Origin of the sequence: Micromonospora sp. D93 (assembly GCF_018070365.1) — a bacterium.
GTDB lineage: Bacteria > Actinomycetota > Actinomycetes > Mycobacteriales > Micromonosporaceae > Micromonospora > Micromonospora ureilytica.
This window is the reverse complement of sequence record NZ_JAGPXW010000005.1, coordinates 67,697-86,747: the sequence shown is the minus strand read 5'-3', so window position 1 is coordinate 86,747 and position 19,051 is coordinate 67,697. Positions and strand designations below refer to the sequence as shown.

Genomic DNA, 19,051 nt, shown 5'->3' with positions numbered 1-19,051 from the left:
CCCGCCCCGCCGATCGGGGGCGGGGCGGGTTGGTTAGGGGAGGGGGCAGGCTTCTCGGGGGGCGTCCAGGGTGCGGTCCTTGCGGATCGACGCGAAGCCGTAGCCGACGGTGGTGACACAGAAGTCGTCGGTCGAGCCGGTGTACTCGACGTGGAAGACCGGCTTGCCGGCGTCGCCGAACGGCAGCAGCTTGGCGCACAGGGCCAGCCGGACGCACTCCTCGTTGACCGCGAAGTCGAAATCCGGGGCCAGCGCGGCGAGCTGCGGCACGTCGTTGGCCAGCCCGGGGGAGAGGCTCAGCGAGCGGGCCAGCTCGGCCAGCCGGCGGTTGAACAGCAGTTGATCGTCGAAGTCGAGCGGGAAGCCGGTGCGCGTCGCGTACCCGTCGGCGTCGAAGAGCGCCACCGCGCCGAAGCCCTTGCCCCGGCAGAGCCGGAACCGGTCGGCCAGCACCGGCCGGAGCGCGTCCCAACTCCGGACGTCCAGCCACCGGCTGTCGGGTCGACGCCCGGCCGTACCCCGCACGATCTCCGGAAACCGGCCGGCGTCCGGGTCGGCGGAGCGGACCGACCCCACGTTCACCTGGCAGATCAACCTGCGGTCCCGGGAGCGCAGCTCGGCGGTCTGCGCGGCGGTGGTGGCCACCGGGTCGAGCAGGAAGACATCGGCGTCCACCGCCGGGTCGAGCGGGCCGCTGAGCTGCCACTGCCACTGCCAGTGCCGGGCCTGTTCCGTCGGCCAGGTGGTGGGCGCCCCCGGCGGGGTCAGCGCGGGCCGACACCCGTACGCCGGCACCACCAACGCGAGAGCGACGCCGGCGGACAGGACACGGCGCAGCGGGCGTACGGCGACGCGTCGCCGCGGCCGGATCCGCATCGGCAGCTCCCGGGTCCCGGGCGGCCGGTCGCCGCCCGCACCGGTACGCGGCCCCCACGCTCCGGCCCGACGTACCTCACCGGGTCAAACGAGCGCGGGGGCGGGAACGACGCGCGGTCAGCGCGGCGCCGCGAAGACCTGCGTCCAGTACGGTCCGTTGCTGTTGGCGATGCCGACGCCGATCTCGGTGAACGCGCAGTTCAGGATGTTGGCCCGGTGGCCGGAGCTGTTCATCCAGGCGTCCATCACCGCGGCCGGGTTCTTCTGGTTCCAGGCCACGTTCTCGCCGTACGTGCGCCAGGTGTAGCCGGCCCGGTCCAGCCGGGTGCCGGCGTTGCTGCCGTCGCTGCCGGTGTGTGACATGTTCTGGTGGTCGGCCTGGTCCTGGCTGTGCCGCTGGGCGGCGGTCATCAGCTTGTCGTCGATGCTCAGCGCCTTGCAGCCGGCCTTGGCCCGCTCGGCGTTGACCAGGTCCACCACCTCCTGGGCCTGGGCGCTGACGGAGCCGCTGGAGCCGTTGGAACCGGTGGAGCTGCCGGTGTTGCTGGGCGCGCTGCTGCGCTCGACGCTGCGGCGCGAGGCGGCGGTGCTCCGCGACGACGCCGGCGTGGGCTTGATGACCTTGCTCGGCGACGGGCTCGGGGCCGACGGGCTGGGGATGGCGGACTCCGAGGGCGCGGCGAGGGTGTCCAGCACCGGCTCGTCGGTCGGCACGGCCGACGCGGCGAAGGAGTCGTCGACGGCCGTCGGCTGGGCGGCCCCGTCGTCACCGCCGGGCAGGGTGAGCGCGCCGACGCCGAAGCTCACCACGAGGGTGGCGGCCGCGGCCGCGCCTCCGATCATCAGCGGCCGGCGCCAGCGGCGTGGGGAGCGGTGCCGTCCCTCGCCGGATCGCCCGGTCTCGGCGGCGTCGCGCCAGCCGTCGGTGGTCTCCGGGTCGGTGTCGGCGTGCCAGCCACCGGGCGTCTCGGCGCGCCGGCCGCCGGTGCTGTCCTGCGTCGGGCGGCTGTCGCCCCAGCCGCCGGCCTCGCCTTCCGGCTGGTACGCCGGCCAGGCTGCGGTGTGGGCGTCGGCCGGCTCGGCGGGGGTCGCCGGTTCCGACTGGAGGCCGCCGGTGGGCTGTTCCCGGTGCCACTCGTCGCCCGGCTGACCGGGCTCGTCGCCGAACAGGTAGGCCGAGCGGGGCTCCGGGCGGTCGTGCAGCCAGGCCGGCTCGTCGGTCGGCCCCCCGGCGCGCCGGGGGGCGCCGTTCGGGTCCATCGGATCGGTCCAGCCGTACACGCCTATGCCTCCAGGGGTCGGTTGCGGGCCGGGCTGACGCTACGGCGCGCCCGAGACCTGCGGCAACGTGGCTAAGAAAGAGTTAAGGGGAAGTCGGACGCCAGGGTGCGGACTTCTGCAGATCCGGGCGTAGAGTAAAGGCGTCCGGACAGAGAGTGTCCGTGCCTTGCGGCAGCCCCCCGACAAGTGGACAGGTCGACGTGGAGATGATCTACGGCCTGCGAGAACTTGACGAAGGAGGGGTTTGCGGCTCAATATATAGGTGTCGCCAGTCGCGCCCGGTCATGCCCAGATACAGCCTGGAATGACAGCCGCGTACAAATGGGCGCGCGTTGGCCGGCCTTTCCGGCAGCGCATATCAAGGAGTCAGCATGGCGAAGGCCCTCTACGGCCACGTAGGTGCAGCGCCCGACCGGCGTCTGCTCGACGAGGTCACCCGACTGCGTTCCAGGGTCCAGGCACTGGAGTTCGAGATCACGCGGCTGCGTGCCGACAATGATCGGCTCGCGGCGGCTGCGGCGGAGGCGGACGATCTGCTCCGTCTGGCCGAGCCGGCGCTGACCTGATCTCCAGGTCGTAAAAAAACTGAATCGCACCACCGCAAAAATGCGCGCCGACACGTCTGTGCCGGCGCGTAACACTGTCCGGCACCTTTTCGGCGCCGACGATTCGTGATCTTGTGGCCGATCGTGCGGGAAGCGCGCCGCGCAGTTACCGAAAGCGCGTCTCCGGATAAGCCGATCATGAAAGGCGCTTGTCTTTCTCGCGGTCGGCGGAACGGCAGTGCGCCCACTGTCGACGCGACCTGGGGCGGGTCGCGTGCCGGCCCACTCCCACCGCCGGGTTAGTCTGCGAGTTCACCCAGGTCCCCACAGCCGGCGACGGTACGGCGGCCACCGGACGAGGATCGAGTAGGTGTATCTCAAGAGCCTGACGGTGAAGGGGTTCAAGTCCTTCGCCTCCGCCACGACGTTGAAGCTGGAGCCGGGGATCACCTGTGTGGTGGGCCCGAACGGCTCGGGCAAGTCCAACGTCGTCGACGCCATCGCCTGGGTCCTCGGCGAGCAGGGCGCCAAGGCCCTGCGTGGCGGCAAGATGGAGGACGTCATCTTCGCCGGCACCGCCGGCCGGGCGCCGCTGGGTCGCGCCGAGGTCACCCTCACCATCGACAACACCGACGGGGCGCTGCCGATCGAGTACACCGAGGTCTCCATCACCCGTCGGATGTTCCGCTCCGGCGAGAGTGAGTACGAGATCAACGGCAACACCTGCCGGTTGCTCGACATCCAGGAGCTGCTGTCCGACTCCGGCATCGGCCGGGAGATGCACATCATCGTCGGGCAGGGCCGCCTCGACGGGATGCTGCACGCCAAGCCGGAGGACCGCCGGGCGTTCATCGAGGAGGCGGCCGGCGTCCTCAAGCACCGCAAGCGCAAGGAAAAGGCGCTGCGCAAGCTCGACGCGATGCAGGTGAATCTCAATCGCTTGACCGACCTCACGGCCGAGCTGCGTCGTCAGCTCAAGCCGCTGGGCCGGCAGGCCGAGGTGGCCCGACGGGCCGCCGCCATCCAGGCCAACCTGCGCGACGCCCGGTTGCGCCTGCTCGCCGACGACCTGGCCACTCTGCGGACCACCCTTGACCGGGAGATCGCCGACGAGACCGCGCTGCGTGAGCGGCGCGAGCAGATCGAGGGTGAGCACGCCGAGGTGCAGGGCCGGCTCGGCGAGTTGGAGGCCGCCCTCGCGGAGGACGCGCCGCTGCTGGCCGCCGCCCAGGACACCTGGTACAAACTGTCCGCCCTCCAGGAACGCTTCCGCTCGATCGAGCAGTTGGCCCGGGAACGGCTCCGGCACCTCAGCGCCACCGGCGACGACGAGCGACCCGGCCGGGACCCGGAGCAGCTGGAGGCCGAGGCGGAACGCGTCCGCGAGCAGGAGGAAGAGCTGCGCGGCGCGCTCACCGACGACCAGATCCGACTGGCCGAGGCGGTCGAGCGCCGGCAGGAGCTGGAGCGGCAGCTGGCCGCCGCCGAGCGCGAACTGGTCGCCGCGGCCAAGGCCATCGCCGACCGGCGGGAGGGGATGGCCCGCCTGACCGGGCAGGTCAACTCCGCCCGGGCCCGAACCACAAGCGCCGGCGAGGAGATCGAACGCCTCGCGATCGCGCACGCCGACGCGCTGGGCCGCGCCGAGCAGGCGCAGGCCGACCTGGACGCGGTCGCCGCCCAGTCCACCGAGGCCGACCGGGACAACGCGGACCTGGACGCCCGGCACGACGAAGCGGTCGCCGTGCAGGAACGGGCCCAGGCCACCGTCCGATCGCTGGCCGACGCCGAGCGGGCGGCGGAGAAGGACGCCGCCACCTGGAAGGCCCGCGAGGAGGCGCTCGCCCTGGGGTTGCGCCGCAAGGACGGCGCCGGGGCGCTGCTCGCCCGCGCCGGGGACGTCCCCGGCCTGCTCGGCAGCCTCGCCGGGCTGCTCACCGTCGCGCCGGGCCACGAGGCCGCGCTGGCCGCCGCGCTCGGCGGCCTCGCCGACGCGGTCGCCGTCAGCGGGGTGGACGAGGCCGTCGAGGCGATTCGGGTGCTGAAGATCTCCGACGCCGGCCGGGCCGGCCTGCTGGTCGGCAGCCCGGCGGGGCCCGGCATGACCGGCTCCGCGGACGCGCTGCGCCCGAAGCTGCCGGACGACGCCCGGTGGGCGCCCGACCTGGTGGAGTGCGGTGCCGAGCTGCGGCCGGCGGTGCACCGGGCCCTGCGGGACGTGGCGCTCGTCGATGATCTCGCCGCCGCCGCCGAGCTGGTCGCCAGCAACCCCGAGCTGCGGGCGGTCACCCCCGACGGTGACGTGGTCGGGGCGTACGCGGCGGCGGGCGGGTCGGCCAAGGCTCCCAGCTACATCGAGGTTCAGGCCGCCGTCGAGGAGGCCCGCGCCAACCGGCTCACCGCCGAACGCGCCGGCCTGGAGCTGCGTGATCAGTTGGTCGAGGCGCGCGCCGAGGTGGCCGCCGCCAAGGAGACCGTGCAGCACGCCGCCGCCGAGAAGCGCGAGGCGGAGAGCCACCGCAACGCCGCCTCTCGTCGGCTGGCCGAGCTGGGTGCGGCGGCCCGGTCCGCGAAGGCCGAGACCGACCGGCTCGGCGACTCCCGCTCGCGCGCCGAGGCTGCCCGGCAACGGGACCTCACCGCGCTCGCCGAGCTGGAGGAGCGGCTGCGGTTGGCCGAGGAGACCCCTGTCGACGCCGAGCCGTCCACCGAGGAACGGGACCAACTGGCGGCGATGGTGCCGCAGGCCCGGCAGAACGAGATGGAGGTCCGGCTCGCCGTGCGTACCGCCGAGGAGCGGGTCTCCTCGATCGCCGGCCGCGCCGACTCGCTCGCCCGGCAGGCCACCGCGGAGCGGGCCGCCCGGGAGCGCGCGGCGGCCCGGCGGGCCGCCCGCGCCCGAGGCGCGGGCATCGCCCGGTCCGTCGCCGGGGGCGCCCGGGAGGCGCTGACCCGTTTGACCACCTCGATCGCGACGGCCGAGGAGCACCGCGACGCGGTCGCCCTGGAGCGCGCCGCGCGGGAGGCAGAGCTTCAGGAGGTACGCGGGGCAGCCAAGCGGCTCGGCGCCGAGCTGGAGCGGCTGACCAGCCAGGTGCACCGCGACGAGGTGGCTCGTGCGGAGCAGCGGCTGCGCATCGAGCAGTTGGAGGCGAAGGCCGCCGAGGACTTCGGGCTGGACGTGGAGACGCTGGTGGCCGAGTACGGCCCGGCTCAGCCCGTTCCGCCGACCCCTGTCGACGTCGCGGCGGCCGAACGTGACGGTCTGCCGGTGCCCGAGCCGGTGCGCTACGAGCGGCCGGTGCAGGAGAAGCGGGCCGCGAAGGCGGAACGTGAACTCACCCTGCTCGGCAAGGTCAACCCGCTCGCGCTGGAGGAGTTCGCCGCGCTGGAGGAGCGTTTCAAGTTCCTCTCCGAGCAGTTGGAGGACCTCAAGGCCACCCGTCGGGACCTGCTCACCGTGGTCAAGGACGTGGACGAGCGGATCCTGGAGGTCTTCGCCAGCGCCTTCGAGGACACCGCCCGGGAGTTCGAGCAGGTGTTCACGGTGCTCTTCCCCGGCGGCGAGGGGCGGCTCATCCTCACCGAACCGGACGACCTGCTCACCACAGGTGTCGAGGTGGAGGCCCGCCCACCGGGCAAGAAGATCAAGCGGCTGTCGCTGCTCTCCGGTGGTGAGCGGTCGCTGACCGCGGTGGCCATGCTGGTGGCGATCTTCCGCGCCCGACCCAGCCCGTTCTACATCATGGACGAGGTGGAGGCGGCCCTGGACGACGTCAACCTGGGCCGGCTGATCCTGTTGCTGGCACAGTTGCGCGAGAAGAGCCAGCTGATCGTCATCACGCACCAGAAGCGGACGATGGAGATCGCCGACGCGCTCTACGGCGTGACCATGCGCAGCGGGGTCACCCAGGTGATCAGCCAGCGGCTCAACCGGGCCGACGAGGACGACCAGCGGCACGGCCGCGGCGAGGAGAACGGGTAGTGGCTCGGGAACGCGCGACGGCGCTCCTGCTGGACTTCGACGGCGTACTGCGCCGGTGGGATCCGGCGGTGGCTGCCGGTGTCGAGCGGGAGTACGGCCTGTCCGAGGGGGTGCTCGGCGAGATCGCCATGCAGTGGGGCCGGCTTCAGCCGGTGCTCACCGGCCAGGTCAGCCACGCCGAGTGGGTGAGCAGCGTGGCCGACGCGCTCGCCGAGCCGGCCGGCGGCCCGGACCGGGCCCGCGCGGCGGTGGAGCAGTGGCAGCGCTACCGGGGTGAGGTGAACACCGAGGTGCTCGACTTCGTCCGGGAGGTGCGCGCGGCCGGGATCACTGTCGGGCTGGGCACCAACGCCACCGACCTGCTCGACGCCGACCTGGCCGCCCTCGGCCTGGTCGGCGAGCTGGACGTGGTGGTCAACTCCTCGACGGTCGGCGTGCACAAGCCCGCCCCGGAATACTTCCAGGCCGCCTGCGTGGCCCTGGCCACCCCGCCGGCCCGGGTCCTCTTCGTCGACGACGAGGACTGGGCCGTGCGGGGTGCCCGCGCCGCCGGGCTGTCGGCGCACCGCTGGGGCGGCCACGCCGACCTGCGTTACCTGCGGGCCGCCCTGAACCACTGAGCGCCTGTCACTCGCCTGTGACGCCGTCGATGCGTTCCCGGATCAGGTCGGCGTGCCCGTTGTGCCGGGCGTACTCCTCGATCATGTGCACGTACACCCAGCGCAGGTTGAAGGTGCGCTTCTTCGCGCCGACCTCGGTGAACGTCTCGTCGAGCGAGCGACCGGCGGCGGCCTTCCGGGCCAGCGCCACCTCGCGGTGGAAGATGGCGAAGTCGGCAGCGGCGTCGGCGGCGCTGACGTCGTGGTCGGCGTCCGGGTTCTCGGGGGTGAAGTACGGGTAGTCGACAGGCTCGCCGGCGAAGTTCTCCCGGAACCACCAGGCCTCGACCTCGGCCAGGTGCCGGACCAGGCCGAGCAGGGTCAGCCCGGACGGTTCCACGCTGGGTGTCCGCAACTGCTCCTCGGTCAGGCCGGCGCACTTGAGCAGCAGTGTCTGTCGGTGGTAGTCGAGCCAGCCGTCGAGCATGGTGCGCTCGCCGCCGACGTACGGTTCGGGGGTCCGGGTGATCTCCGGTGCGGTCCACGTCATGCCGCGCATCCTGCCCGGCACCCGGACACGCCGCGACGGGTTATCAGGGCACCACGACGACCGGCCAGCGGCCGGCGCGGACCAGCCGGGTGGCGACCGAGCCGACCAGCCGGTGTCCGGCCTGCTCGGAGGCCCCGACCACCACCATGTCGGCCTGGAACTCGTCGGCCGCCGCGCACAGCTCGCCGTACGCGTCGCCGCGCCGCACCAGCAGGGTCACCGGAATGCCCCACTGCTCGGCCCCGCGCCGGCACTCCCGGCGCAGCTCGTCGGCCAACTCGTCGTGGGTGCGCTGAACCGCGCCGGCATCCATGCCGGGCACGAGGGCGGTCAGCCCGCTCGGCGAGCTGACGAAGACCACCACCAGAGCGGCGCTCTGCCGACGGGCCAGGCCCGCGGCGTAGGAGCCGGCCCGCTCGGAGGTACGGGTGCCGTCGACGCCCACCATGATCACCCGAGGCCCGTCCGTGCCGCGTTCGAAGGGCAGCGGACGGGTCCGGGGACCGTACTCCTCGCGGTCCGGTGCTCCCACGCCCATGGTTCTACCTCACCTCTGCTCGCCGGTACGGATCACGGCTGCGCCAGCGCCGGCGGCGACTGTCGATTCCCGCTCGACCTCGTCGGAAACCGGGTTGCCGTTGTGCTGGCGCAGCGGCACCTCCTTGATGAAGGTCACCGCGATCAGCGCGATCAGCGCGAACGGGGCGGCGGCCAGGAAGATGTCACCGGCGCCGTGGCCGTACGCGCCCTCCACCACAGCCCGCAGCGGGCCGGGCAGGGTGTGCACGTCGGGCAGGGCGCCGCCGCTGCCGGAGCTGGACGCCGGGATACCGAGCTGGGCCAGCCCGTCGGCCGTGTAGTCCTTGACCTTGTGGGCGAGCACCGCGCCGAGGGCGGAGACGCCGATCGCGCCACCCAGGCTGCGGAAGAACGCCACCACCGAGCTGGCCGCGCCGAGCTCGTGCGGGCCGACGGTGTTCTGCACGGCGAGGACCAGGTTCTGCATTGTCATGCCCAGGCCGACGCCGATCAGCAGCATGTAGACGCTGAGTAGTGTGAAGCTGGTGTCGGCGCGGAGGGTGCCCATCAGCGCGAAGCCGATGGTGAGCAGCGCGGACCCGATCACCAGGTACCGCTTCCAGCGGCCGGTCTTGCTGATGACCCGCCCGATGACAGTGGAGGCGACCAACAGGCCGAGGATCATCGGCAGGGTCATCAGACCGGACATTGTCGGGCTCTGCCCGCGGCTGATCTGGAAGTACTGGCCCAGGAAGATCGACGCGCCGAACATGCCCACGCCGACCGCGATGCTGGCGACGACGGCGAGGGTGATGGTGCGGTTGCGGAACAGTCGCGGCGGGATCATCGGCTCGGCGGCCCGGGTCTCGACCCGGATCGCGAGCGCGCCGAGGACCAGGGCGCCGACGACCATGACGGCGCTCTGCCAGGAGGCCCAGGCGAACTGGTCGCCAGCGAGCGAGACCCAGATCAGCAGTACGGAGACGGCCGCGGTGATCAGGGTGGCGCCCCACCAGTCGATCTGGGCCTTCCGCTTGACCACCGGGAGGTGCAGGGTCTTCTGGAGCACGATCAGCGCGAGGATGGCGAACGGCACGCCGACGTAGAAGCACCAGCGCCAGCCGAGCCAGGAGGTGTCCACGATCACGCCGCCGATCAGCGGGCCGCCGATGGTGCCGACGGCCATCACCGCGCCGAGGTAGCCGCTGTAGCGGCCGCGCTCGCGGGGCGCGATCATCGTGGCCATGATCACCTGGGCCAGCGCGGTGAGACCGCCGGCGCCGACACCCTGGAGCACCCGGCAGGCGATCAGCTCACCGGTGCCCTGGGCGAGGCCGGCCAGCACCGAGCCCAGCACGTAGATCCCCAGGGCCAGCTGGACCAGGGTCTTCTTGCTGGTCAGGTCGGCCATTTTGCCCCAGATGGGGGTGGTCGCGGTGGTGGCGAGCAGGGCCGAGGTCACCACCCAGGTGTACGCGGACTGGCCGCCGTGCAGTTCGGTGATGATCCGCGGCAGCGCGTTCGAGATGACCGTGGAGGAGAGGATCGCGACGAACAGACCCAGCAGCAGGCCGGAGAGTGCTTCCAGGATCTGCCGGTGGGTCATGGTCACGGCGGTCGCCTGGGGAGGCGCTGTCGCCTGGCTCATCGTTTGTTGCCTCCGAGCGGAGTCGAGGTGGAACGGCGGGGCTGGTACGCACGGGCCGCCTGTGAGTTGCCTGAGGCAACCGTATGCCTTAGTTGCCTGAAGCAACAACTTGCCGGACCGGTGCCCTATTCCCCGGTTCTGTGCGGCTACTGCCAGGAGTCGTTGAACCGGCCGAGCAGCCGGGCGAACTCCTCGACGTCCCGTTCCGGCCAGCCGTCCAGGGCGCGCAGGAACTCGCCCAGCCGGGCTGCGCGGGCCACGTCGAAGCGGCGCTGCCCCTCGTCGGTCAGGCTGATCTGCGCGGCCCGCCGGTCACTCGGATCGGGGTCGCGGTGGACCAGGCCGAGGACTTCCAGGGCGTTGATCTGCCGGCTCAGCGTCCCCTTGCCCACGCCCAGCCGCGCCGCCAACTCGGTCAACCGGATCGACCCGCTACGCCGCAACCAGAGCAGCAACCCGTAGGTGTTCGGCTCCAGGTTCGGGTGCACCTCCCGGGCGATCTCCCAGGAGACCGCCCGGCCACGACGCAGCAGAGCGGTCAACTCGTGCTCGACCGCCCGGATCGGCTCCGGCAGGTGCTCGTCCACGGCGTAGAGACTACGGCGCGGCCGGCTCGCCGCCACCGGAGAGTCGGCGCCGCATCACCGGGCGTAGATGGCCGTCCTTGGTGGTGCCCTCGATGACCACGTCGGCCCCGCGCCCCTCATGGGTCAGGGTGGCGACCGCGTTACCGAAGTACGGGCCGGTCAGCTTGCGCCACCGCACCCCCGGCCGGCGTACGCCCACCGAACGGGCCAGCGCCCGGGTCGCCCCTGCCGGACCGGGCGACCAGCCCAGCCGCATCAGCGGACGGATGCCCGCCGGCACCTGGTTGTGGATCGGCGAACACGTGAGCTGGTGCACCGGGGTGACCACCGCCGGGTCCGCGAACCGGGCCCGCGCCACGTACGAGTGGTGCACGTCACCGGAGAGCACGCTGATCGACGCCGGCGGGGCGTACGCCGGGCCGGCCCCGATCCGCGCGCCGGACTGCTGTGGCGTGCCGGTGCCGATGCGGGCGAACGTCTCCGCGAGCGCCTCGAAGGACCGCCGGAACGCCGCCCAGTGCTCCAGGTCCAGGGCACGGCGTAGCTTCTCCGCCCCGCGCGCCACCCACGGTCGGCGTGAGTCCGCCAGCTTCTCGTTCCACGCCTCGATGTGGTGGATGCCCTGCGGCAGCAGCCAGGGCAGCGAGGCGCCCACCACCAGGTGGTCGTAGACCCCGTGCGCCTGGTCGAGGAACCAGGCCCACTCGCCGGGCGGCAGCATCGCCCGGCTGTTGGGCTCGAGCACCCGGCTGCACCTGTTGTCCAGCATGACCAGCCGGGTCCGGCCCAGGTCGAGTGCGTAGCTCCACTGATATTGCACCGCGCGCCAGCGCTCGGTGTCGTGCGCCAGGTCGGACTCCTGGTCGACCCGGTGGCCGAACTCGCGCAGCACGCTTGTCGCGTCCTCGGCGGCGGCGACCTTCGCGAAGACCGGATCGGCGACGATCTCGTCGGGGGAGAGGTTGCCCAGGTGCTGGTAGACCCAGTACGAGGCGAGCCCACTGCCGATGCGCTCCTGCCACCACGGCTGCTCGCGCACCTCGGCTCGCCACGCCGCCGAGGTGTTCCAGTCGTCGATGATCTCGTGATCGTCGAAGATCATCACGCTCGGCACGGTGGAGAGCAGCCAGCGGATCTCCGGGTCACGCCAGGACTCCAGGTAGAGCTTTGTGTACTCGTCGAAGCTGACCACCTGGTCGGCCGGAGCGCCCTTCGGCCGCCGCCGCCGTCGACGCAGCAACCGGCGCACGGTGGGCGAGGTGACGTCGGCATAGACCTGGTCACCGAGCAGCACCAGCAGGTCGGGCAGCGGATTCGACTCGGGGTCGGCCATCAACCGCCTGGCGTACGCGTCGAGCGCGTCCGGCGGCAGTTTGCGGGTGGTGGCGTGCTGGGTGGTCTCCCGGCACGAGCCGAAGATCAGATTGACCGGCTGGTCCCGATCGTCGGCGGCCCGGGTGCGGATCACGCTCGGCGGGAACCCGCTGCTCGGCACCGGCCAGACGACCTCGTCGTCGACCAGGACCTCGTAGGTGGTCTCGCTGTCCGGGGCAAGCCCCTCCACCACGACGAGGGCGTAGTGGTGGTCGTACGCCGAGAAGGTGGGCGCGGTGCCGGTGGCGCCGCCCGCGGTGCGGACGGTGACCACGGCGGGCGCCGCCGTCTCCACCCAGATCGTCGCCCGGGTGTCCACCACTCGCCGCAGAAGTGGGCCGATGAGGAGGTGTGCGGCGGGCATGCGGCCGAGCCTACCGTCGGTTCCAGACCCCGGCCGGGCGCGGTGGCTGAGACTCCGAGCACCGGTGGCTGAGACTCCGGGCACCGCTCGGGGTGCGGTGGCTGGGACGCCGCCGTCCGCATCTGACAGGATTCCGGCATGGCCGAATATCTCGTCCTCGCTCTGGTCCTGCTCGGCGTGCTGATCGCCGGCACAGTCGGGCTGGTCGTGCCGCGATTGCGGCGGCGGCCCGAGCCCCCGCTGCCGCGCACCGAGGTCGACACCAGGGCTGAGGAGGATCTCGCCGGCCCGCCGGTCGAGGCACCGGAGTCCGATCTGTCCACCGGCGTCCTGGTCGAGCCGCCGTCGGTGCTCGAACCGCAGGTGGAGGTCCCCGAGCCGACCGCCGGGCGGCTGGTCCGGCTCCGTTCGCGGCTGTCCCGCTCACAGAACGTGTTCGGCAAGGGTCTGCTCGGCCTGCTCGCCCGTGACCACCTCGACGAGGACGTCTGGGAGGAGATCGAGGACAGCCTGATCACCGCCGACGTCGGCGTCGACGCCACCCGCGACATCGTCGACCGGCTTCGTGAGCGCACCAGGGTGCTCGGCACCCGCTCGGCCTCCGAGCTGCGCGCGCTGCTCGCCGCCGAGCTGGTCAACGCGCTCGACCCGAGCCTGGACCGCTCGTTGCGCACCGCCCCCAAGGACGGCGTGCCGGCGGTGGTCCTGGTCGTCGGCGTCAACGGCGCCGGCAAGACCACCACTTGCGGCAAGATCGCCCGGGTGCTGGTGGCCGACGGTCGCAGCGTGCTGCTCGGCGCGGCGGACACCTTCCGGGCCGCGGCGGCCGACCAACTGGAGACCTGGGGCTCGCGCGTCGGCGCGGAGACCGTCCGGGGCCCCGAGGCCGCCGACCCGGCCAGCGTCGCCTTCGACGCCGTCAAGCGCGGCATCGACACCGGCGTGGACACCGTGCTCATCGACACCGCCGGCCGCCTGCAGAACAAGGTCGGCCTGATGGACGAGCTGGGCAAGGTCAAGCGCGTGGTGGAGAAGCAGGGCCCGATCGACGAGACACTGCTCATCCTGGACGCCACCACCGGTCAGAACGGCCTGGAGCAGGCCCGGGTCTTCACCGAGGTGGTCAACGTGACAGGTGTGGTGCTGACCAAGCTCGACGGCACCGCCAAGGGCGGCATCGTGATCGCCGTGCAGCGCAAGCTCGGCATCCCCGTGAAGCTGGTCGGCCTCGGCGAAGGCAAGGACGACCTGGCTCCGTTCGACCCGGCGCAGTTCGTCGACGCGTTGCTGGGGACCGAGGCCACCGGCCGGGACGCGTAGTCTCGGGTGACCACTGACGATCGCGCGTACGCGGGCTGGCGCGACCCCGGCCATCCTTCGCAGCGCCTCGGGAGACCGTACGTGACTTCGCAGGAGATCCCGCTGCACGGCGGCAACGTGAGCACAGTTGTCCGTGTGGGTGACACCGTCCGGCGCAACGCCGGACCGTGGACCCCGTCCGTGCACGCGCTGCTGCGCCACCTGGAGTACGTGGGGTTCACCGGCGCCCCGCGGGCGCTCGGAATGGACGAGCGCAACCGTGAGGTGCTGTCGTACCTGGAGGGGGAGTGCGGAGAATATCCGCTCGCCCCGCACTGGGTGACCGACGAGGCCCTGGTCACCGTCGCCACCATGCTGCGGATGTTCCACGACGCGCAGTACGGTTTCACCCCTCCGCAGTCGGCGGTCTGGCGCTCGTTCGGGCCCCCGCCACCGGACACCGAGGTGATCTGCCACCACGACGCCGCGCCGCACAACGTGATCTGGCGTCCGGACGGCACCCTCGGGCTGATCGACTTCGACCTCGCCTCACCCGGAGCGCGGATCTACGACGTGGCGTACGCGGCCTGGACCTGGGTGCCGATCTTCGCGGACCGGGACTCGATCACGCTCGGCTGGAAGCACCCGGACCGGCCGCGTCGCCTCCGGCTCTTCGCCGACGCGTACGGGCTGATCCCCCGGGACCGGCACCGGCTGATCCGGACCATCCGCAAACGGATCGTGGACCACGTCGAGGGGATCCGCCGGATGGCCGCGGCTGGTGAGCCGGCGTTCGTCCGGATCGTGCACAAGGGCCACCTGCGCCGACCGATGCGCGATCTGCGGCTGCTCGACTACGAGCGGCACGCTCTGGAGAACGCCCTCCGCTGAGCGTCGGTTGGCCGATGCTCGGCCGGGCCTGTCAGGCCCACCGGTCGATGCCTCTGACCGGTCAGCCATCGACGTTCGCCGTCCGGGCGATCCACAGTCGTCCATGCTCCTGACTGTGCGGACTTCGTGACACGTACGAAACAACCCGTCACGAAACGGAAACCCGCATGGGACCCAAAGTGAAACAGCCGGCCGCGAAGCTTCCGCCCAACCGGCCTACGGGCGACGCTGCCCCGGAAAGCCGCGAAGGAGGACTTCACCTTTAGGAGGCCAGCGTGCCTGAAGCACCGACGATCGACGGCGCCAATACCACGTGGCTGCTGGTTTCGACCGCGCTCGTGCTGCTCATGACCCCCGGACTGGCGCTGTTCTATGGCGGCCTCAACCGGGCCAAGGGCGTACTCAACATGATGATGATGAGCTTCTCCGCTATCGGGCTCATCTCTATTCTGTGGTGGTTCTACGGTTTCAGCGTCGCCTTCGGGACCGACGTGAACGGCTTCTGGGGCGACCCGGGCGCATACCTCGGCACCAAGACCTTCCTCGCCGAGACCGACCTGTGGGGTGCCACGGCGGAGAACCCCAGCGGCATCGGGGTTCCGCTCTACGTGTTCATGGCCTTCCAGATGGTCTTCGCGGTGATCACCGTCGCGCTGATCAGTGGTGCCATCGCCGACCGGGCCAAGTTCGCCGGCTGGCTGCTGTTCGCCTTCGGCTGGGCCACCCTGGTCTACTTCCCGGTCGCGCACTGGGTGTGGGGCGGCGGCATCATCGGCGCGGACATCCACGCACTGGACTTCGCCGGTGGCACCGCGGTGCACATCAACGCCGGTGCGGCGGCCCTGGCCGTGGTCCTGGTCCTCGGTAAGCGGCTCGGTTGGCCGCGTGAGGGCATGAAGCCGCACAACATCCCGCTGGTCGCGCTCGGTGCGGGTCTGCTGTGGTTCGGCTGGTTCGGGTTCAACGCCGGTTCGGAGCTGACCGTCGACTCGGTCGCCGGCCTCGCGTTCATCAACACCCAGCTCGCCACGGCGGCGGCGGTGCTCGGCTGGATCGCTGTCGAGTGGGTCAAGTCCCGTAAGCCGACGATGGTCGGCGCCTCGTCCGGCGCCATCGCCGGTCTGGTCGCCATCACCCCGGCCTGTGGCTTCATCGCACCGTGGGCGGCCGTCCTGCTCGGCGTCGTCGCCGGTGTGGTGTGCGCGCTCGCCGTCAGCCTCAAGTACAAGCTCGGCTACGACGACTCGCTCGACGTGGTCGGCGTGCACTTCGTCGGTGGTTGGATCGGGTCGCTCTGGCTCGGTCTGTTCGCCACCAACTCGGTAAACGCCGCGATCACCGACGTGGTGGGCGCCTCCGACGGCCTCTTCTACGGCGGCGGAGCGACCCAGCTGGGGCGGCAGGCCCTCGCCGGCCTGATCGTCACCGTCTGGTCGTTCGGCGTCGCCTGGGTGCTCGCCTTCGTCATCGAGAAGACGATCGGCTTCCGCGTCAAGGGCGAGGCGGAGGTCGAGGGCATCGACATCGCCGAGCACGCCGAGAGCAGCTACGACCTGTCCCCGGCCGGCGGCGGCACGGGCAGCGCATTCGCGATGGCCGGCATCGGCACCCCCGGTGGCGGCACGACGAGCGGTGCCAAGCCGGAGGCGGAGCCCGCCGAGCCGGTAAGCGAAAAGGTCGCCGGTTAACGTTCCTGGGATGGAGGGGTTGGACATGAAGCTGGTGACAGCAGTCATCAAGCCGTACCAGCTGGACGCGGTGAAGGAGGCCCTGCACGCCCTCGGGGTGGCCGGGTTGACCGTCAGCGAGGTTCAGGGGTACGGGCGGCAGAAGGGGCACACCGAGGTCTACCGGGGTGCCGAGTACACGGTCGAGTTCCTGCCCAAGATCCGGGTCGAGGTGCTCACCGACGAGATCGACGTCGACAAGGTGGTGGACGCCATCGTCGGGGCGGCCCGCACGGGCAAGATCGGTGACGGCAAGGTCTGGGTCACCGGTGTCGAAGAGGTCGTCCGGGTGCGTACCGGCGAACGCGGCCTCGACGCCCTCTGATCTCGGCCACGACTGACATGACCTCGTTGATCAAGAAGAATGCGTCAGGAAACGCCGATGACGGCGACGCGAACCTCTTGATCAACGAGGTCGTCGGCGTTCCCGGGGGGATCGGGGAAGCGGCCCGGCGGGGGCGGGCTGCCGCCTACGACTCGTTCCTGCGAGGGTTGCTGCCGGCGCGGGACGGGGTGGCACTGCTGGCCGTCGGGGGGTTGGGGCGGAGGCAGTGCGCCCCGTACGGCGACCTCGACCTGGTGCTGGTGCACGCCGGGGTGTCCGGCATCGACGAGTTGGCCGCCTCGGTCTGGTACCCGATCTGGGACGTGGGCCTGCGGCTGGACCATTCGGTACGCACCGTCGCCGAGGCGCTCTCGGTGGCCCAGGACGACGTCAAGGTCGCCCTCGGGCTGCTCGACGCCCGGCTGGTCGTGGGGGACCAGGCGCTGGCCGACGCGCTGATCAACACCGCAGCCGATCACTGGCGGCGCACCGCCGTCCGGCACCTGCCCGCTCTGCGGGAGGTCACCGAAGCCCGCTGGCAAGCCCACGGTGAGCTGGCATTTCTGCTGGAGGGCGACCTCAAGGAGGCCGCCGGTGGGTTGCGTGACGTGGGCCTGCTGCGGGCGATCTCCGCCGCCGGCATCACCGACGCGCTGCGTCCCGCCGTACGCGCCGCCCACCTGCGTTTGTTGGACACCCGCGACGCGCTGCACCAGCAGGTCGGCCGACGGGTCGACCGTCTGGTCGCCCAGGAACGCGACGGGGTGGCCACCCTGCTCAATCTGGAAGACGGCGACGCGCTGCTGCGTCGGGTCGCCGGTGACGCGCGCACGGTCAGCCACGCCCTGGACGACGCCTTCCGGGCCGCCGACCGGCTGCGCTCCGGCCGCTCCCGGGGAGGGAACGGCCGCCCGGCTCGCCGCCCGGTCGCCCGCGACGTGGTCGAACACGACGGCGAGTTGGTGCTCGCCCGCACGGCGATCGGCGCACGCCCCGATCCGAGCCTCTCGCTGCGGATGGCCGCCGCGTCGGCCACGACCCGAATCCCCATCGCGCGGGCCACCTGCGAATGGCTGGCGGCGTACTGTCCGCCCCTGCCCGCCCCCTGGCCGGCCGAGGCCCGGGCCGCGCTGGTCACCCTGCTCGGCGCCGGTCCCGGCCTGGTGCCGGCCTGGGAGACCTGCGACCGGTACGGGCTGGTCGACGGCTGGCTGCCCGAGTGGACCCGGCTGCGCAGCCTGCCCCAGCACAACCCGGTACACCGCTTCACCCTCGACCGGCACCTCGTGCAGACCGCGCACGAGGCCAGCCGGCACGCCCGCGAGGTGGAGCGCCCCGACCTGCTGCTCCTCGGCGCCCTCCTGCACGACATCGGCAAGGGCCTCCCCGGTGACCACAGCACCGTCGGTGTGCCGGTCGCCCAGGCGGTGGCCACCAGAGTCGGTCTGCCCGCCCCGGAGGTCGAGCTGATCGGCAAGCTGGTCCGGCTGCACCTGCTGCTGCCCGACGTCGCCACCCGCCGGGACCTGTCCGACCCGGTCACCATCGCCTCGGTGGCCGACGCGGTCGGTGACACCGGCACCCTCGACGTGCTGCACGCGTTGGTGCGCGCCGACGCGGCGGCGACCGGGCCTGCGGCCTGGTCCGACTGGAAGGGCCGACTCGTCGCCGAGCTGGTCGCCCGGGTTCGCACCGCGCTGGACACCGGCGTACTCCCCGAGCCGCCCGCCCCGGACCCGGAGCTGCTGGCCGGGCCACTGCCGGTCGTCCACCTGACCGGCGACCGGGTGTCGGTCGCGGCGGCCGACAGGCGTGGTCTGCTCGCCACTGTGGCCGGCTGCCTGGCGCTGCACCGGCTGGAAGTGATCTCCGCGGACGCCTCCGCCGTCGACGGGCGGGCCTTGGTCGAGTGCCGGGTGCAGCCCCGCTACGGCCTCCCGCCGGACCCGGTCCCCCTCCGCGCCGACCTGCGCCGGGCGGTCGCCGGCGACGTGTCGGTCACCCAACGGCTGCGCGGCCGTGCGCTCGCCAGCCGTGCCGGCGGCGCGGCTCCACGAGTGGTCTGGCATCGCGAGGCGGCCACCGACGCCGTACTGCTGGAACTGCGCGCCGCCGACGCCGCCGGCCTGCTCTTCCGGGTCGCCTGTGCGCTCGACGAGGCCGGCGCCCTGGTTCGCGCGGCCCGTATCTCCACCCTCGGCGCCGACGTGGTCGATGCCTTCTACCTGGTCGGCGGTTGGCCGGACGACGCCACCCGGGCCCGCCTGGAAGCCGCGGTCCTAGCCGCCGTCTAACCGCCCCCGCACTCCCGCCCCACCCCGGCCCCGCCCCGGCCCCGCCCCGCCCCGCACTCCCGCGTCGATCTTGCACTTAGTGTCGCCGTATACCGCGCAAAAGCCCCCATAGTGGCGACACAAAGTGCAAGATCGCGGGCTCGGGCCGGGGCTGGGGCTGGGGCCGGGGTGAGGGTGGGGTACGTCC

At 72.1% G+C, this 19,051-nt stretch carries 15 protein-coding genes; 8 read left to right on the top strand and 7 right to left on the bottom strand.

What is annotated here, in order from left to right:
• Nucleotides 1-33: 33 nt before the first annotated feature.
• Entirely contained in the window at nt 34-876 is an 843-nt protein-coding gene (locus tag KBX71_RS07965) for an endo alpha-1,4 polygalactosaminidase (protein WP_210817367.1), read from the bottom strand.
• Nucleotides 877-993: 117 nt separating this feature from the next.
• Nucleotides 994-2,157, bottom strand: coding sequence for a CAP domain-containing protein (locus tag KBX71_RS07960; RefSeq protein WP_307846998.1), 1,164 nt, complete (start codon nt 2,155-2,157; stop codon nt 994-996).
• Nucleotides 2,158-2,528: 371 nt separating this feature from the next.
• On the opposite strand from KBX71_RS07960, the gene KBX71_RS07955 reads away from it, so the two are divergent.
• From KBX71_RS07955 to KBX71_RS07945, 3 genes are all read left to right on the top strand, one after another.
• A complete protein-coding gene (locus tag KBX71_RS07955) occupies nt 2,529-2,723 on the top strand; it encodes a hypothetical protein (RefSeq protein ID WP_030487463.1) in 195 nt (64 codons plus the stop codon).
• A gap of 349 nt (nt 2,724-3,072) precedes the next feature.
• Nucleotides 3,073-6,687 (top strand): chromosome segregation protein SMC, encoded by a 3,615-nt coding sequence (smc, locus tag KBX71_RS07950; protein WP_210817366.1) that lies wholly within the window; start codon nt 3,073-3,075, stop codon nt 6,685-6,687.
• Nucleotides 6,687-7,307: an HAD-IA family hydrolase gene (locus KBX71_RS07945; protein WP_210817365.1), complete on the top strand. Its 621-nt coding sequence runs from the start codon at nt 6,687-6,689 to the stop codon at nt 7,305-7,307. Before smc ends, KBX71_RS07945 begins: the two co-directional genes overlap by 1 nt.
• A 7-nt stretch (nt 7,308-7,314) precedes the next feature.
• Here KBX71_RS07945 and KBX71_RS07940 read toward each other — a convergent pair whose 3' ends face one another.
• The 5 genes from KBX71_RS07940 to KBX71_RS07920 all read right to left on the bottom strand — a co-directional run bounded on the left by KBX71_RS07940 (nt 7,315) and on the right by KBX71_RS07920 (nt 12,328).
• Nucleotides 7,315-7,836 (bottom strand): DinB family protein, encoded by a 522-nt coding sequence (locus KBX71_RS07940; protein ID WP_210817364.1) that lies wholly within the window; start codon nt 7,834-7,836, stop codon nt 7,315-7,317.
• A 43-nt stretch (nt 7,837-7,879) separates the two neighbouring features.
• Nucleotides 7,880-8,374, bottom strand: a complete 495-nt coding sequence (locus tag KBX71_RS07935; RefSeq protein ID WP_167493090.1) for a universal stress protein — start codon at nt 8,372-8,374, stop codon at nt 7,880-7,882.
• Nucleotides 8,375-8,383: 9 nt separating this feature from the next.
• Nucleotides 8,384-10,003, bottom strand: a complete 1,620-nt coding sequence (locus KBX71_RS07930; protein ID WP_210817363.1) for an MDR family MFS transporter — start codon at nt 10,001-10,003, stop codon at nt 8,384-8,386.
• Nucleotides 10,004-10,149: 146 nt separating this feature from the next.
• On the bottom strand, nt 10,150-10,590 hold the full coding sequence (locus KBX71_RS07925; RefSeq protein WP_238681244.1) for a MarR family winged helix-turn-helix transcriptional regulator: 441 nt from the start codon (nt 10,588-10,590) through the stop codon (nt 10,150-10,152).
• A gap of 10 nt (nt 10,591-10,600) precedes the next feature.
• Nucleotides 10,601-12,328, bottom strand: coding sequence for an alkaline phosphatase D family protein (locus KBX71_RS07920; protein ID WP_210817362.1), 1,728 nt, complete (start codon nt 12,326-12,328; stop codon nt 10,601-10,603).
• Nucleotides 12,329-12,466: 138 nt separating this feature from the next.
• Between KBX71_RS07920 and ftsY the strand changes: the two genes are divergently transcribed.
• From ftsY to KBX71_RS07895, 5 genes are all read left to right on the top strand, one after another.
• Nucleotides 12,467-13,648: a signal recognition particle-docking protein FtsY gene (gene ftsY / locus KBX71_RS07915; protein WP_210817361.1), complete on the top strand. Its 1,182-nt coding sequence runs from the start codon at nt 12,467-12,469 to the stop codon at nt 13,646-13,648.
• A 6-nt stretch (nt 13,649-13,654) separates the two neighbouring features.
• Complete coding sequence (locus tag KBX71_RS07910) at nt 13,655-14,518, top strand: aminoglycoside phosphotransferase family protein (protein ID WP_196921516.1); 864 nt, start codon at nt 13,655-13,657, stop codon at nt 14,516-14,518.
• A gap of 275 nt (nt 14,519-14,793) precedes the next feature.
• On the top strand, nt 14,794-16,206 hold the full coding sequence (locus KBX71_RS07905) for an ammonium transporter (protein ID WP_210817360.1): 1,413 nt from the start codon (nt 14,794-14,796) through the stop codon (nt 16,204-16,206).
• A 25-nt stretch (nt 16,207-16,231) separates the two neighbouring features.
• Complete coding sequence (locus KBX71_RS07900; protein ID WP_172862163.1) at nt 16,232-16,570, top strand: P-II family nitrogen regulator; 339 nt, start codon at nt 16,232-16,234, stop codon at nt 16,568-16,570.
• Between the two features lie 17 nt (nt 16,571-16,587).
• On the top strand, nt 16,588-18,864 hold the full coding sequence (locus tag KBX71_RS07895; protein ID WP_210817359.1) for a [protein-PII] uridylyltransferase: 2,277 nt from the start codon (nt 16,588-16,590) through the stop codon (nt 18,862-18,864).
• Nucleotides 18,865-19,051: the final 187 nt, after the last annotated feature.